Below are 14,786 nucleotides of genomic sequence, written 5' to 3' on the forward strand. Positions count from 1 at the left end.
ATTTCAAGATCGACGGGCGACGAGAGCGCCCGCGGGGCCTGCGGGTGAGCGCAGGCCAGCAACTTAGTACTGCCATAACAAACACAACGCGGAGTAAGCAGTAATGGCTCGACTCAAACGAACCCTGTCGCTGGGTTCGGTGGTGCTGTTCGGCATCGCCTACATGACCCCGATCATCGTCCTCGGCACCTTCGGCATCCTCGCCGACGTCACTCGCGGCGTAGTCCCCTCGGCCTACCTCGTCGCCTCCGTGGCCATGCTTTTCACCGCGCTCAGCTACGGGCGCATGGCCGCTGCCTTCCCGGTGGCCGGTTCCGCCTATACCTACGTACGCAAGTCGATCAGCCCCAAGCTGGGCTTCCTCGCCGGCTGGGCGGTGCTGCTGGACTACCTGTTCCTGCCCATGGCCATCTGGCTGATCGGCGCGGCCTACCTGCATTCCGCCTTCCCGGCCGTGCCACAAGCCCTGTGGGTGCTGGCGTTCATCGGCGTGACCACCGCGATCAACGTGGTCGGCCTGCGCCTGGCGAAGAACATCAACGGCGTGCTGATGCTGGTGCAGTTCCTTGTGCTGATCGCCTTCGTCGGCCTGGCCATCCACTACATCACCGGTGATGGCAGCCGTCCGCTGTGGACCCTGGAGCCCTTCCTCAAGGAGGGCACCCAGTTGCCGCTGATCATGGGCGGCGCGGCCATCGCCTGTTACTCGTTCCTGGGCTTCGACGCCGTCAGCACCCTGACGGAAGAAACCCACGAACCGCGCAAGACCATTCCACGCGCCATCCTGCTGATTACCCTGATTGGTGGCGGCATCTTCATCGCCGCCAGCTACTTCGTACAGCTCGCGCACCCGTCGGTGGAATTCCAGAACGCTGATTCCGCCGCCTACGAAATTGCCCGCAACATCGGCGGCGACCTGTTCGTCAGCTTCTTCCTGATCGGCCTGATCGTCGGTCAGTTCACTTCCGGCCTGTCGGCCCAGGCCAGCGCCTCGCGCCTGCTGTTCGCCATGGGCCGCGACGGCGTGCTGCCGCGGCCGTTCTTCGGGCGCATCAGCAAGCGCTTCGAAACCCCGGTGAACAGTATCGTGCTGTGCGGTGTGGTGGCCCTGCTGGCGCTGCACATGGACGTCACCACTTCCACCTCGTTCATCAACTTCGGTGCCTTCCTGGCCTTCAGCCTGGTGAACCTCTCGGTGATCTTCCACTACTACCTGAACGCCGAGCGCCGCGGGCTGCGCGAGCTGGTGCTGTTCCTGCTGTTCCCGCTGATCGGCCTGCTCGCCGACCTGTGGCTGATGGTCAGCCTCGACCACCTGGCGATCTGGCTCGGCGCCACCTGGCTGGTGCTCGGTGTGATCTACCTCGCGGTGATCACCGGCGGCTTCCGCCAGCAACCGCCGGAGATGCATTTCGAGGAGGCGTAAGCCTCGCGCGGGGCTATGCTGGGGACTCCGAGCCGTGATGACCGAGGAGATCCCGCCATGCCCCGCCTCACTCTCTACCATTCGCCCCAGACACGTTCCAGCGGCACCCTGGTGCTGCTGGAAGAACTGGGCGCCGAGTACGACCTCGAACTGATCAACATGAAGGCCGGCGAGCAGCGCAAGCCGGCGTATCTCGCGGTCAACCCGCTGGGCAAGGTCCCGGCGATCCGCCTCGGCGAGTCGCTGGTCACCGAGCAGGGCGCGATCTTCATCTACCTCGCCGACCTGTTCCCCCGAGCGAACCTCGCCCCGGCCCTCGACGACCCCCTGCGTGGCCCCTATTTGCGCTGGCTGGTGTTCTACGGTTCCAGCTTCGAGCCGGCCATCGTCGACCGTGCCCTGAAACGCGATGCCGCCCCACAGGCCATGAGCCCCTATGGCGACTACGACAGCGTGATGCGCGCCCTCGCCGAACAATTGGAAAACGGCCCCTACCTGCTGGGCAACCGCATGACTGCAGCCGATGTGCTGTGGGGCGCGGCCCTGCGCTGGACCATCGGCTTCGGCGTGGTGCCCAAGCTGCCGGTGTTCGAGCGCTACGTGGAGCTGGTGACCGGTCGCCCGGCCTTCCAGCGAGTGGCACAGCGGGATGCCCAATGGGTGGCTGAGCACGTCAAGGCCGCGGATACCCAGGCGACCTAAGGCGGGCGAAATAGAGCGTCCTCAAAGGTTCTGCTTCAGTTCAAGTTTGAGGAAAGGGTCTCGCTGTAAAGAGGAATATTCCTATTTATTGATTGCTGTATTCCGGTTCGCGAATGGCTGATCAATGATCTCTCCACGCCGCGCCCCCCATCGCGCAGCGTAGGCAGCCATAACGACTATAAGCCGCACTCACTCTCGAGCTATGTCCCCGTAGGCCCATCCGCAAGGATGGGCCTTTTTTTCGCTTGGCCATGGGACATCGACGAGGTCTTCCTACGCACGTTGTTATGGGGCGTGGAGGAAGTGGGAAATTATGTCTGCGAAAGTGGCTCGACGAGATGTCAGTAGAAATTACTGACGATGCGGCGCTTGTCGCAGATGTGCTGGGATCATTTCCTACGCTGATAAGCGGGCTTGGCGAAGGACTTCGGCTGATGGATCATCTGTTTCGCACCTTGTTTCTGCAAGGGGCGTAACGATTGATCGACTAGTCAATTGTTAACTCTTTAGGCTCGCCAGTAATGGCGAGCCTTTTTTCTTTGTGGAGGAGTAGGGCAATTCCTCCGGCCACGTCGGCGAAGATGAGTTGTGCGCCGGGTCGATTCCCTTTTCTTCCGTGGACGCAGTTTTCAGCCCTTGGCCGCGCTGACGCCTTCCAGGGTGGCGAAGGACGTGTCCTTCGCGGTCAACAGGAAATCGCGCATGAACGGCGCGTCCAGCATGTCGGCGCGAATGGCGGCGAACAGCGTGCAGTACAGGCCTTTCTCCCCCAGGCGCTTGGCGGTCACGTAGCCCCGCGAGCTGTACTCGTGCAGCGCCCAGTTGGGCAGGCTGCAGACGCCGCGTCCGGACGCCACCAGTTGCATCATCATCACCGTCAGCTCCGAGGTGCGCACCTGCGCCGGTTCGACGTCGGCGGGCTCGAGGAAGCGGGTGAAGATGTCCAGGCGATCACGCTCGATGGGATAGGTGATCAGGGTCAGGTTGGCCAGGTCTTCCGGGACGATGAAGGACTTGCCGGCCAGCGCGTGGTGGTTGTCCACCGCCAGCAGCGCCTCGTAGGTGAACAGCGGCACGTAGGTGATGCCGGCGATATCCACCGGGTCCGAGGTCACCACCAGGTCCAGGTCGCCGCGGGCCAGTGCCGGCAGCGGGGCGAAGGAGAAGCCGGAGGCGAGGTCCAGTTCCACTTCCGGCCAGGCGTCGCGGAACTGGTCGATGGTCGGCATCAGCCACTGGAAGCAGCTGTGGCACTCGATGGCCATGTGCAGGCGGCCGGCGGTGCCTCCGGCCAGGCGCGCCAGGTCGCGCTCGGCGCCGCGCAGCTGCGGCAGCACGGCGTCGGCCAGTTGCAGCAGGCGCAGGCCGGCGCTGGTGAAGCGCACCGGCTTGGTCTTGCGGATGAAGAGGGACAGGCCGAGGCGCTCCTCCAGCTCCTTGAACTGGTGGGACAGGGCGGACTGCGTCAGGTGCAGTCGTTCGGCGGCTTCCACCAGGCTGTCGGCTTCGCGCAGGGCATGCAGGGTTTTCAGGTGACGGAGTTCAAGCATGGCGCGGCCTCGCCTCACTATGAGGAAATCTTGATGAAACGGGAGAACAATTGAGCTGCTCTCATGATAAGCCGGCGACTGGCACTTCACCAGCACGGTGTCGCCGGCTCCGTCCTCCCGGCTGGAGTCACCAGCTCAGGTAGAACATGCCCTTGGCCAGCAGGACGATCAGCACCACGTGGGCGAACACGCTGTAGTGGATGCGCCGGGAGCGCTGGCCGGTCATGCGCCCGACGCGGAAGGAGTACATGGCAAAGAGGAAGTGGCCCAGGACGCTGCTGGCCAGCAGCAGCTTGAGGCTGAGCAGGGTGGCGAAAGGCGATGCCAGCGGGTCGGCCAGCAGCGGTGCGTAACGCAGGTGCAGCATGCCCAGCCCGCTGCCGAACAGGGTCAGGATCACCCAGGGCATCACCCGGCGCAGGCGACGGCCCAGCGCGCCCTCGACCAGTTTCATCGCCCGTGCCGGCACATGGCGGTGGACGCTTTCCAGGATCAGCACCTCGAAGAACACCGTGCCGACGAACAGGATCGCGGCGAACAGGTGCAGCACCAGCAGGATGGGGTAGGCCATGAGGAAACTTCCGAGCGAGGGTTTCCTATCTTCGCCAGTGCGGGGGGCGACCTCCCTTGATCCGGATCATGGGAAGGTCCGTCGGTGACCGCTCGGCGCCTTTCATCAAACTGTCACGGACCTGTGGCAGAGCGAGCGACGGAAATTCATCAGAATCAGGCTCAACTGGGGTTTTGCGTTCCGGATTTTCATTCATGCGTGCTTTCCTGCTGGCAGTCGCACTTTGTTGCGGCCTGTCCTCTCTTTCTTTTGCCGATCGGGCGGTTGCCGCGGATCGTTGCGACGCGCGGGTGCCGACCGAGCTGGTCGACCTGGGCGACGTGCGCCTGGCCTACCAGAGTATCGGCCGTCCGCAGGACCCGACGCTGCTGCTGGTCATGGGCCTGGGCGGCCAACTGATCCATTGGCCGGACGAAGTGGTCGAGGCGCTCTGCCAGCAGGGCTTCCGGGTGATCCGCTACGACAACCGCGACGTTGGCCTGTCTTCCTGGCGCGTTCCTGCGCCCAGCGGCAACCTGACCTACGAAGTCATTCGCTATCGTCTCGGCCTGCCCGTGAGCGCGCCCTACAGCCTGACCGACATGGCTGGCGACGCACTGCATCTGCTCGATGCCCTGCACGTCGAGCGAGCCCACGTGTTGGGCGCGAGCATGGGCGGGATGATCGCTCAGCATGTGGCCGACATGGCGCCCGACCGTGTGATCAGCCTGACACTGGTGATGACCAGTTCCGGCGCCGAAGGCCTGCCGGCACCCAGCGAGTCATTGCTGCGCCTGCTCGCGCGGCGCGAAGCGGCCAGCCGCGAGCAGGCCATCGAACAGCAGGCCGATCTGCTGGCGGCGCTCGGCAGCCCGGAAGTGCGCGACGACCGTCAGCAATTGCTGCAGCAGGCGGCGCGTTCCTACGACCGTGCCTTCAACCCTGAGGGTGTGCAGCGGCAGATGCTGGCGATCCTCGCCGAGCCGAGCCGCGTGGAACTGCTCAACCGCCTGAATGTGCCGACCCTGGTGGTCCATGGCACGGCCGACCCGCTGCTGCCGGTGATGCACGGGGTGCACGTGGCGGCGCACATCCGTGGTTCGGTGCTCAAGCTGATTCCCGGCATGGCGCACCGCTTCCAGGAAGACTTCAAGGAGCCGCTGCTGGGTGCCGTCTTGCCCTACCTGCGCCAACACCAGGGCGGTGGGCACGTCGCCCAGCTCTGAGTCGAGGCGTCACCGGCAACGCTTCAGTGCAGGCGCACCCAGACGAAGACCAGCAGCGAGGCCGCCACCAGCCAGGCCAGCGCGGCCATCGCCAGCGACAACTCCAGGCGCAGGCGATCCACCATCAGGTAGAGCGCGGCGAGGTAGACGAAGTAGGGGATGATCGACCACATGCCGAACAGGATGGTGGTCTTCAGGTCGTCCAGCGAACGGCTCTTGCCGACAATGTAGTGGGCGATCAGGGCGAAGGTGGGGAATAGCGGCACCAGGCCTGCGATGTAGTAATTGCGCGTCTTCGACAGCGCGGCGAGGATCAGCACCACGCCGGCGCCGATGGTTGCCTTGAGGATCAGGTCCACGTCGTTCTCTTATGCGGCGACGCCACCGGGGCAGTGGCGTCGGGGATTATCCGCGAGTCCGGCTGCCTGCTCCAATTCGACGTTCAGGCAACCTGCGTACTTGGCTCCAGCGGGCTCTCGCTCGCGAGGAACTGCTCAAGGCGCTCCTTCTGTCGGGCATTGAGCAACAGCCCGAGCTTGGTGCGGCGCCAGAGGATGTCTTCGGCCTCGCGCGCCCACTCCTCGCGGACCAGATAGTCCACTTCCCGCGCATAGAGCCCGGCGCCCAGGTGTTCGCCCAGCTCGCTGAGGTTCTGCGCGCCGTCCAGCAGTGCCCAGATGCGGCTGCCATAGGTACTGGCCCAACGCCGGGCAAGTGCCGGGTCGAGCTGGCGCAGGCGGTCCATGAGCTCGATGGCCAGGTCCTCCACGCTGGTCATGCCCTCGCCGCCGGGTAGTGGGGCGCTGGCAGTCCAGCGCGGTTTCATCACGCCGGCGAAATGCGGCGCCAGTTGTTCCAGTGCGGCCTCGGCGAGCTTGCGGTAGGTCGTCAGCTTGCCGCCGAACACCGACAGCAGTGGCGCTTCGCCAGGGGTGTTGTCCAGCGCCAGGGTGTAGTCGCGGGTGACCGCGGACGGATCGTCGGACTCGTCGTCGCACAACGGGCGCACACCGGAGAAGCTGCGCAGGATGTCCTGCCGGCCCAGTTGGCGCTTGAAATGCGCGTTGACCACGTTGAGCAGGTAGTCGGTCTCTGCTTCGCTGATGCTGATCTGCGCCGGGTCGCCCTGATACTCGCGGTCGGTGGTGCCGATCAGGGTGAACTGGCGCAGGTAGGGGATGGCGAAGACGATGCGCCGGTCTTCGTTCTGCAGGATGTACGCGTGCTCGCCCTCGTACAGGCGCGGCACGATCAGGTGGCTGCCCTGGATCAGGCGGATGCCGTAGGGCGGCTTCTGGCGCAGTTCCTCGCGCAGGAAGCGGTCGACCCAGGGGCCGGCGGCGTTGACCAAAGCGCGGGCGCGCACCGAGTACAGGCTGCCGTCGCGGCGTTCCAGGTGCAGGTGCCACAGGCCCTTGCTGCGTCGGGCGCTGACGCAGCGAGTGCGCGGATGCACATGGGCGCCGTTCTCGCGGGCGGCCATGGCGTTGAGCACCACCAGGCGGGCGTCATCCACCGAGCAGTCCGAGTATTCGAAGCCGCGGGTGATTTCGGCCTTCAACGGGCTGTCGAGGCCGAAACGCAGGCCACGGGAGGCCGGCAGCTTCTCGCGCTTGCCCAGGTGGTCATAGAGGAACAGGCCGGCGCGGATCATCCAGGCCGGGCGCAGGTGTGGGCGGTGCGGCAGCACGAAACGCAGCGGGTGGACGATGTGCGGGGCCTTGGCCAGCAGCACTTCGCGCTCGGCGAGGGCTTCGCGGACCAGGCGGAATTCGTAGTGTTCCAGGTAGCGCAGGCCGCCGTGCACCAGCTTGCTGCTGGCGGAGGAGGTGTGGGCGGCGAGGTCGTGCTGTTCGCAAAGGAACACCGACAGCCCGCGTCCGGCGGCGTCCGCCGCGATCCCCGCGCCATTGATGCCGCCACCGACGACGGCCAGGTCATAGACTTCGGCCAGGGGCGCGTGGCGCTTGCTGGTTGGGTTCATGGGGGCCGCCTTGGGGATTGAAAGTGAATCTTGTGATGTTCGTTTTCGAAAATATCCTAGTTCAATGAACGAAATATGACCAGCCTTGAGCGCGAATTCGCGTAGGTATTCGTCTGAATGTTCGAAAGTGAAGGCGGTGAACGCGGCTCAGACCAGTTCGAGCTGGACCTTGTGCTGGTGCAGCAGGCGCGCCACGGCGGTGGGTGGCGGGCTGTCGGTGAACACTCGGCTGACCAGGGAAATCGGCCCCAGCCGCACCACGGCGTTGCGCCCGAACTTGCTGGAGTCGGCGGCGAGGAACACCTGCCGGGCGTTGTCGATGATGGCGCGGGAGACGCGCACTTCCTGGTAGTCGAAGTCCAGCAGGCTGCCGTCCTCGTCGATGCCGCTGATGCCGACCACGGCGAAGTCGACACGGAATTGCTCGATGAAGTCCACTGCCGCCTGCCCGACCACGCCGCCGTCGCCGCGCACGGTGCCGCCGGCGATCAGCACTTCGAAGTCGACCTTGCCGGCGAGGATGCTGGCGACGTGCAGGTTGTTGGTGATGACCTTGAGGTTCTTGTGGCCGAGCAGGGAGCGGGCGATGGCCTCGGTGGTGGTGCCGATGTTGATGAACAGCGAGGCGTTGTCCGGAATATGCGCGGCGATGGCATCGGCGATGCGTTGCTTCTCGTCGCGCATCTGGTCGGCGCGGGTGTTGTAGGCGGTGTTCTCGATGCTCGAGTCCCAGGCCGCGCCGCCGTGGTAACGGCGCAGCAGGTTCTGCTCGGCAAGCTGGTTGATGTCGCGGCGGATGGTCTGCGGGGTCACGGCGAACTGCTGGGCCAGCTCCTCGATGCTCAGGTAGCCGCGTTCGCGGACCAGGTCGAGGATGCTTTGCTGTCGGGGGGGCAGGTTCATGCGGTTCGCTCGTGCGGACGGGCCGGGACGGCAAGGATGCCGCACGGAGCCGACGCTGTCATGCGGCACGGGCTTTACCTGTAGGAGCGAGCTTGCTCGCGAACCCCGCCGGGTACTGTGGAATCAAGCGGTTCGCGAGCAAGGACTGGGCGTCCCCCTCGGTCCTACAGAAGAGCAATCAGTCTTCTGCTGCCCAGCCGCGGGTGCGTTCGACGGCTTTTTGCCAGCCCTTGTATAGCCGCGCGCGCTCGGCTTCGTCGCAGGCCGGCTGGAATACCCGCTCGATCACTGCCTTGTTCTTCAGCTCTGCGAGATCGCCCCAGAAGCCGCAGGCCAGGCCCGCCAGCACGGCGGCGCCGAGGGCTGTGGTCTCGCGCATCTGCGGGCGTTCCACCGGGGTGCCGAGGATGTCGGCCTGGAACTGCATGAGGAAGTTGTTGGCCACCGCGCCGCCGTCAACGCGCAGGGCGCGCAGCGGCTCGCCAGCGTCCTGCTGCATGGCGTCGAGCACGTCGCGGGTCTGGTAGGCGATGGATTCCAGGGTGGCGCGGATCAGGTGGTCGGCCTTCACCCCGCGGGTCAGGCCGAACAGCGCGCCGCGGGCGTAAGGGTCCCAGTAGGGCGCGCCGAGGCCGGTGAAGGCGGGGACCAGGTAGACGCCGTTGCTGTCCTTCACCTTGGTGGCGAAGTACTCCGAATCGTGGGCGTCGTTGATCACCTTCAGTTCGTCACGCAGCCACTGCACGGTGGAGCCGCCGTTGAACACGGCGCCTTCCAGCGCATAGGCGACTTCGCCGCGGGGGCCGCAGGCGATGGTGGTGAGCAGGCCGTGGGTGGACTTCACCGCCTTGGCCCCGGTGTTCATCAGCAGGAAGCAGCCGGTGCCATAGGTGTTCTTCGCCTGGCCCGGCTCGACGCACATCTGGCCGAACAGCGCGGCCTGCTGGTCGCCGGCGATCCCGGCAATCGGCGTGCGGTGCACGCCGAGGCCGCCGACCTTGGCGTGGCCGTAGATTTCGGAAGACGCACGCACCTGCGGCAGCATGGCGCGCGGTACGTCCAGCGCGGCGAGCAGGCGCTCGTCCCAGTCGCGCTGGTGGATATCGAACATCAGGGTGCGCGAGGCGTTGGTGTAGTCGGTGACGTGCACCTCGCCTTCGGTGAGCTTCCAGATCAGCCAGCTGTCGACCGTGCCGAACAGCAGTTCACCGCGCTGCGCGCGTTCGCGGGCGCCCTCGACGTTGTCGAGGATCCACTTCAGCTTGGTGCCGGAGAAGTAGGGGTCGATGACCAGCCCGGTGGTGTCGCGGATGTGCTGTTCCAGGCCGTCGCGCTTGAGCTGCTCGCAGATCGCCGCGCTGCGCCGGCACTGCCAGACGATGGCGTTGTGGATCGGCCGGCCGGTGGCCTTGTCCCACACCAGGGTGGTTTCGCGCTGGTTGGTGATGCCGATGGCCGCCACCTCGGCAACGCTGATATTGGCCTGGGCGAGGGCTTCCACCAGGGTCGAGCTCTGGGTCGCCCAGATTTCCATCGGGTCGTGCTCGACCCAGCCCGGTTGCGGGTAGATCTGCGCGAACTCGCGCTGGGCCGTGCTGACCACGTTGGCGTCATGGTCGAAGATGATGGCGCGCGAGCTGGTGGTGCCCTGGTCGAGGGCGACGATGTATTTCTTGTTCTTCAGGTCGGTCATGTGGGCGGCCTTGTGCGGATTCCGTTCGGCAACCCCGGCGGCAGGGCCGGGTGGGGATTGGCGGTGAACATACGGGATTCATCCGCGTCGGTGAAGCGAACACCGTGCAGTGCGCCACACCTTGGCTTACTGTTATGCGCTGGAAAGCCGCCTGCGAGAAGCCCGCCGATCATGACCCCCGCCATCGACCTGCTGAAGAAGAACCGCGCCGAACACCATGTGCTGAGCTACGAGCACGACCCCAAGGCGCCGTCCTATGGCCTGGAGGCCGCCGAGAAGCTCAACCTCGACCCGGCGCGGGTATTCAAGACGCTGCTGGCGGCAAGCGAGAAGGGCGAGCTGCTGGTAGCGGTGGTGCCGGTGGTGGGCACCCTGGACCTCAAGGCGCTGGCCCACGCGGCGGGCGTGAAGAAGGCAGACATGGCCGACCCCAACGCCGCGCAGCGCGCCACCGGTTACCTGGTGGGCGGCATCAGTCCGCTGGGGCAGAAGAAGCGCCTGCGCACCTTCATCGACGAGACCGCCCAGGGCTTCCCGACCATCCATGTCAGCGCCGGTCGGCGCGGTCTGGAAGTGGAACTGAGCGCCGAGACCCTGGCCGGACTGACCTCGGCGAAGTTCGCGCCCATCGGCCGGCCCTGATCGTTCTACCGCCGGGACTGTGTGGTCCCGACTGTACGGTTCGCCGCCCGTCGGCTTCTGTCATCCTCGGCCATCACTCACAAGGAGATCGCCATGCTGCTCGACTTCCACCAGGTGGACGCCTTCACCGACCGTCCCTTCGCCGGCAACCCGGCCATGGTCTATCGCCTCGAGGCTTGGCTGAACGACGAGCTGATGCAGAAGATCGCCGCCGAGCACAACCTCTCGGAAACCGCCTTTCTGGTGAAGGAGCCCGAGGGCTGGCGCATCCGCTGGTTCACCCCGACCGCCGAAGTGCCGCTGTGCGGCCACGCGACCCTGGCCAGCGCCCATGTGCTGTTCGAGGTGTTCGACGAACCGGGCGAGGTGCTGGAGCTGAATTCCCTGTCCGGACCGCTGCGCGTGACCCGCGAGGAGGGCCGTCTGGCGCTGAACTTCCCGGCGCAGCTGCCGAGCGCGATCGGCGCCACGGTGGAGATCGAGCAGGCGCTGGGTTTGCCAGTAGTGGATGCCTTGTCCACCGCCAAGCATCTGATGGTTCTGCTGGAATCGGAGCAGGCGGTACGCGAGTGCAAACCAGACTTCGCCGCCCTGGCCCGCATGCCTTACCTGGGAGTGATCGTTACTGCCCGTGGAAACGAGCATGACTTCGTCTCGCGCTTCTTCTGTCCTGCTATCGGCATCAACGAGGACCCGGTGACCGGTGCCACGCACTGCAACCTGATCCCTTACTGGTCGCAGCGCCTGAGCAAGCTGCAGATGCGCGCCTTCCAGTGCTCCGCGCGCGGCGGCGAGCTGTGGTGCCGCCTGGAGGACGACCGCGTGAGCATCGCCGGTTACGCGCGTCTGGTGGCCAGCGGTCGTCTGCTGGTTGTTTGATCTGTGACCGGGGGGATTTCGCCTCCCCGGCGTAGGCTGGCCTTCACTGGAAACCGTGCCGTTCTGGCGCTGTTCGCAGATTCGGAGGCAGGCCCGTGGCCCTTCTGCTCATTGCTGACTATCACCGCACCGACGGCTCCGTCGTCCTGGCTCCCGCGACCCTGAACGCGCTGACTGCCGCCCGGCAGATCGGCTGCGAGGTTCATCTGCTGCTGGCCGGTAGCGTCCTCGACGAACTGGCCGCGCAGACTCGCGCCATCGATGGCGTTGACCGTGTGCTGCTGGCGGACGATCCCGCCTACGACCATCTGCTGGCGGAAAGCCTGTCGGCGCTCGTGGTCCAGCTTGCGCCTCGCTACAGCCACATCCTCGCGCCCGCCACCGCAGTAGGCCGCGATTGCCTGCCGCGCATCGCTGCGCTGCTGGATGTAGACGCGGTATCCGACGTCATTGCCGTCCTCGACGAGCAGACCTTCCAGCGACCGATCTACGCCGGCAACGCTATTGCCACCGTGCGCTGCGAGGGGCCGGTGAAAGTGCTGGGCATTCGCCCCACGGCTTTCGAGGCGGTCGCTCTCGGCGGCGGTAGCGCCGAACTGGAATGCATCGGCGGCCCGGGCGACCTCGGCCTGTCGCAGTGGCAGGGCGAGGAACACCCGGACTTCGAGCGCCCCGCGCTGGAGTCGGCGAAAGTCATTGTCGCCGGTGGGCGTGGCCTGCAAACCGAAGAAGGTTTCGCCGCGCTCTATCCGCTGGCGGATCGTCTGCACGGTGCCGTCGGCGCTTCGCTGGCGGCGGTGGACGCCGGCTTCGCGCCGGCAGAGCTGCAGATCGGCCAGTCCGGGCGCATCGTCGCGCCGGAGTTGTATCTGGCCGTAGGCATTTCCGGCGCGGTGCAGCACGTGGCGGGCATGAAGGACGCCAAGGTGATCGCCGCGATCAACCTCGATCCGGACGCGCCGATCTTCGAGATTGCCGACTATGGATTGCAGGGCGACCTGTTCGAGCTGTTGCCGGAGCTGCAGCGAGCCTTGAGCTAGAGCGCCACGCTGCCCTGGGCCGGGAACAGCACCAGGTGCTCGGCGCAGACGCCGATGCCCACTTCATCCCCCGGCTGGTGGTCGGCGTGGCTGGGGAAGAGTGATTCCAGCTGGGTGCCGGTGGGCAGTTGCAGGCGATACAACGTCGCCGCGCCGAGGAACGATTTGCCGACAATCCGTGCCTTCAGCGCGCCATCGGTGGCCGGCACCAGATCGTCCGGGCGCAGCAGTACGTCCACCGCGCTGCCGTCCGGCAGACTGTAGGCACGGTTGCCGCGCAGCAGGCCGAGCTCAGTCTGCACCGCATCGCTTCCGCGCATTTGCCCGCGAATGAAATAACCCTGGCCGACGAAGCTGGCGACGAAGGGCGTCTGCGGCTCGTGGTAGAGGTTGAACGGGGTGTCCCACTGTTCCAGCAGGCCATTGCGGAACACGCCGACGTGGTCGCTGACGGCGAAGGCCTCTTCCTGGTCGTGGGTGACCAGGATGGCGCTGGTGCCGCGCGCCTTGAGGATGTCGCGCACCTCGTGGCTGAGCTGGCGGCGCAGTTCCACGTCGAGGTTGGAGAAGGGTTCGTCGAGCAGCAGCAACTGCGGCTGCGGCGCCAGCGCGCGGGCCAGGGCCACGCGTTGCTGCTGGCCGCCGGAGAGTTCGTGGGGGAAGCGCTGGCCGAGGCCGTCGAGCTTCACCAGCTCCAGCAGTTCGCCGACGATGCGCTCGCGCTCGGGGTGCTTGCGGATGCCGAAGGCGATGTTGTCCGCCACCGACAGGTGCGGGAACAGCGCGTAGTCCTGGAACACCATGCCGATCCGGCGCTTCTCCGGCGACAGGGTGAAACCGGGACGGGAGATGACTTCGCCACCCAGTTCGATGCGACCACCCTGCACCGGCTCGAAACCGGCGATGGCGCGCAGGGTGGTGGTCTTGCCGCAGCCCGAGGGGCCGAGCAGGCAGCCGATGTCGCCGGCGTTCAGGTGCAGGCTGACGCCTTGCACCACTCGCTGCTGTTCATAGCCACAGGAAAGATCGTCGAGGTTGAGCAGCAGCGTCTGGGTCATCGGACTCGAAGTGGGGCTTAAGCGTAGTGCGCGTGCTCGACCAGCAGTTCAAGCAGCGCCTTCTGGGCATGGAGACGGTTTTCCGCCTGGTCCCAGGCCACGGAGCGCGTGTCGTCCAGCAGGTCTTCGCTGATCTCTTCGCCACGGTGGGCCGGCAGGCAGTGCATGAATAGTACATCCGCCGCCGCGCCGTCGAGCAGCGCACGTGTTACCTGATATGGCTGGAACAGGCGCAGGCGCGCAGCCGCTTCGTCTTCCTGGCCCATGGAGGCCCAGACGTCGGTGCTCACCAGGTGCGCGCCGGCCACCGCCTCGCGCGGGTCGCGGAAGACCTTCACGCGCTCGCCGGCCAGTTCCATCAGCGCGGCGTTCGGCTCGTAGCCTTCCGGGCAGGCCACGTTCAGCCGGAAGTCGAAGCGGATCGCCGCCTCGATGTAGCTGTTGCACATGTTGTTGCCGTCGCCGATCCAGGCCACGGTCTTGCCGGCGATGCTGCCCCGGTGTTCGTGGAAGGTCTGCATGTCGGCCAGCAGCTGGCAGGGATGCAGGTCGTCCGACAGGCCGTTGATCACCGGCACGCGGGAGTTCTCGGCGAACTCGATCAGGTTGCTGTGGGCGAAGGTGCGGATCATCACCGCATCGACCATCCGCGACATCACTCGCGCGGCGTCGGCGATCGGCTCGCCACGGCCCAGCTGGGTGTCGCGCGGGGAGAGGAAGATGGCCTGGCCGCCGAGCTGGATCATGCCGGCTTCGAAGGAAATCCGCGTCCGGGTCGAGGCCTTCTCGAAGATCATGCCCAGCACGCGGTTCTTCAGCGGCTCGTAAAGTACGCCTCGGTCACGCAGGTCCTTCAGCTCGGTGGCGCGGCGGATCAGACCGAGCAGTTCTTCGGTCGTGTAATCCAGCATCGAGAGGAAGTGACGTGCGCTCATGGTTCGTACCTACTACTTATTCTCAGAATCAGGCCGAGGTACCGACCGGCTTTCGTGAGAAAAAACGGGCTGAACCTGCGGCGGGACCGCATGGAGCGGAAAATGGGGGAAGGCGCGATCCTATAAGGAAATGACGGATCTACGCAAGTTTCCCCCGGAAGCCCCGTCGGGAGGGGCTTCAACATGGTCGTTCCTGAT

General features: G+C 65.8%; 14 protein-coding genes. 6 read left to right on the top strand and 8 right to left on the bottom strand.

The window, feature by feature from the left end; genetic code table 11:
* Positions 1-103: 103 nt before the first annotated feature.
* Both UB43_RS07600 and UB43_RS07605 read left to right on the top strand, forming a co-directional pair.
* Positions 104-1,426 carry an APC family permease gene (locus UB43_RS07600; protein ID WP_045209819.1) on the top strand — a complete coding sequence of 441 codons (1,323 nt, stop codon included), beginning with the start codon at positions 104-106 and terminating at the stop codon, positions 1,424-1,426.
* A 57-nt stretch (positions 1,427-1,483) separates the two neighbouring features.
* On the top strand, positions 1,484-2,128 hold the full coding sequence (locus tag UB43_RS07605; RefSeq protein ID WP_082085803.1) for a glutathione S-transferase family protein: 645 nt from the start codon (positions 1,484-1,486) through the stop codon (positions 2,126-2,128).
* 629 nt (positions 2,129-2,757) lie between these two features.
* On the opposite strand, the gene metR is transcribed toward UB43_RS07605, so the two are convergent.
* Positions 2,758-3,678, bottom strand: a complete 921-nt coding sequence (gene metR, locus UB43_RS07610) for a transcriptional regulator MetR (protein ID WP_024765378.1) — start codon at positions 3,676-3,678, stop codon at positions 2,758-2,760.
* Positions 3,679-3,805: 127 nt separating this feature from the next.
* The gene (locus tag UB43_RS07615; protein ID WP_045209821.1) at positions 3,806-4,249 is read right to left on the bottom strand and encodes a CopD family copper resistance protein; all 444 of its coding nucleotides are present in this window, start codon (positions 4,247-4,249) and stop codon (positions 3,806-3,808) included.
* Positions 4,250-4,443: 194 nt separating this feature from the next.
* On the opposite strand from UB43_RS07615, the gene UB43_RS07620 reads away from it, so the two are divergent.
* Complete coding sequence (locus UB43_RS07620; protein ID WP_045209822.1) at positions 4,444-5,454, top strand: alpha/beta fold hydrolase; 1,011 nt, start codon at positions 4,444-4,446, stop codon at positions 5,452-5,454.
* Between the two features lie 23 nt (positions 5,455-5,477).
* On the opposite strand, the gene UB43_RS07625 is transcribed toward UB43_RS07620, so the two are convergent.
* The 4 genes from UB43_RS07625 to glpK all read right to left on the bottom strand — a co-directional run bounded on the left by UB43_RS07625 (position 5,478) and on the right by glpK (position 10,034).
* Positions 5,478-5,804, bottom strand: coding sequence for a GlpM family protein (locus UB43_RS07625; protein WP_177329786.1), 327 nt, complete (start codon positions 5,802-5,804; stop codon positions 5,478-5,480).
* Positions 5,805-5,896: 92 nt separating this feature from the next.
* Positions 5,897-7,438 carry a glycerol-3-phosphate dehydrogenase gene (gene glpD / locus UB43_RS07630; RefSeq protein ID WP_045209824.1) on the bottom strand — a complete coding sequence of 514 codons (1,542 nt, stop codon included), beginning with the start codon at positions 7,436-7,438 and terminating at the stop codon, positions 5,897-5,899.
* A gap of 147 nt (positions 7,439-7,585) precedes the next feature.
* Complete coding sequence (locus UB43_RS07635) at positions 7,586-8,341, bottom strand: DeoR/GlpR family transcriptional regulator (protein WP_045209825.1); 756 nt, start codon at positions 8,339-8,341, stop codon at positions 7,586-7,588.
* A 178-nt stretch (positions 8,342-8,519) separates the two neighbouring features.
* The gene (glpK, locus tag UB43_RS07640; RefSeq protein WP_045209826.1) at positions 8,520-10,034 is read right to left on the bottom strand and encodes a glycerol kinase GlpK; all 1,515 of its coding nucleotides are present in this window, start codon (positions 10,032-10,034) and stop codon (positions 8,520-8,522) included.
* 171 nt (positions 10,035-10,205) lie between these two features.
* Between glpK and ybaK the strand changes: the two genes are divergently transcribed.
* The 3 genes from ybaK (at position 10,206) to UB43_RS07655 (ending at position 12,595) form a co-directional block, all read left to right on the top strand.
* Positions 10,206-10,676: a Cys-tRNA(Pro) deacylase gene (gene ybaK / locus UB43_RS07645; RefSeq protein WP_045209827.1), complete on the top strand. Its 471-nt coding sequence runs from the start codon at positions 10,206-10,208 to the stop codon at positions 10,674-10,676.
* Positions 10,677-10,769: 93 nt separating this feature from the next.
* Positions 10,770-11,555 (top strand): PhzF family phenazine biosynthesis protein, encoded by a 786-nt coding sequence (locus UB43_RS07650; RefSeq protein ID WP_045209828.1) that lies wholly within the window; start codon positions 10,770-10,772, stop codon positions 11,553-11,555.
* A gap of 95 nt (positions 11,556-11,650) precedes the next feature.
* Positions 11,651-12,595: an electron transfer flavoprotein subunit alpha/FixB family protein gene (locus UB43_RS07655; protein WP_045209829.1), complete on the top strand. Its 945-nt coding sequence runs from the start codon at positions 11,651-11,653 to the stop codon at positions 12,593-12,595.
* Here UB43_RS07655 and UB43_RS07660 read toward each other — a convergent pair.
* Together UB43_RS07660 and argF are read right to left on the bottom strand one after the other, a co-directional pair.
* Positions 12,592-13,653 (bottom strand): ABC transporter ATP-binding protein, encoded by a 1,062-nt coding sequence (locus UB43_RS07660; RefSeq protein WP_045209830.1) that lies wholly within the window; start codon positions 13,651-13,653, stop codon positions 12,592-12,594. The genes UB43_RS07655 and UB43_RS07660 overlap by 4 nt on opposite strands.
* A gap of 17 nt (positions 13,654-13,670) precedes the next feature.
* Entirely contained in the window at positions 13,671-14,588 is a 918-nt protein-coding gene (gene argF / locus UB43_RS07665; RefSeq protein WP_045209831.1) for an ornithine carbamoyltransferase, read from the bottom strand.
* Positions 14,589-14,786: the final 198 nt, after the last annotated feature.

It is taken from the genome of Pseudomonas sp. 21, assembly GCF_000955805.1.
In the GTDB taxonomy this organism is placed as follows: Bacteria; Pseudomonadota; Gammaproteobacteria; order Pseudomonadales; family Pseudomonadaceae; genus Pseudomonas.

Coding starts and splice junctions, on each gene's coding strand:
- glpK (WP_045209826.1), bottom strand. CDS start 10,034: ATGACCGACCTGAAGAACAAGAAATACATCGTCGCCCTCGACCAGGGC.
- UB43_RS07650 (WP_045209828.1), top strand. CDS start 10,770: ATGCTGCTCGACTTCCACCAGGTGGACGCCTTCACCGACCGTCCCTTC.
- ybaK (WP_045209827.1), top strand. CDS start 10,206: ATGACCCCCGCCATCGACCTGCTGAAGAAGAACCGCGCCGAACACCAT.
- UB43_RS07660 (WP_045209830.1), bottom strand. CDS start 13,653: ATGACCCAGACGCTGCTGCTCAACCTCGACGATCTTTCCTGTGGCTAT.
- UB43_RS07635 (WP_045209825.1), bottom strand. CDS start 8,341: ATGAACCTGCCCCCCCGACAGCAAAGCATCCTCGACCTGGTCCGCGAA.
- UB43_RS07620 (WP_045209822.1), top strand. CDS start 4,444: ATGCGTGCTTTCCTGCTGGCAGTCGCACTTTGTTGCGGCCTGTCCTCT.
- glpD (WP_045209824.1), bottom strand. CDS start 7,438: ATGAACCCAACCAGCAAGCGCCACGCGCCCCTGGCCGAAGTCTATGAC.
- UB43_RS07615 (WP_045209821.1), bottom strand. CDS start 4,249: ATGGCCTACCCCATCCTGCTGGTGCTGCACCTGTTCGCCGCGATCCTG.
- UB43_RS07600 (WP_045209819.1), top strand. CDS start 104: ATGGCTCGACTCAAACGAACCCTGTCGCTGGGTTCGGTGGTGCTGTTC.
- UB43_RS07605 (WP_082085803.1), top strand. CDS start 1,484: ATGCCCCGCCTCACTCTCTACCATTCGCCCCAGACACGTTCCAGCGGC.
- argF (WP_045209831.1), bottom strand. CDS start 14,588: ATGAGCGCACGTCACTTCCTCTCGATGCTGGATTACACGACCGAAGAA.
- metR (WP_024765378.1), bottom strand. CDS start 3,678: ATGCTTGAACTCCGTCACCTGAAAACCCTGCATGCCCTGCGCGAAGCC.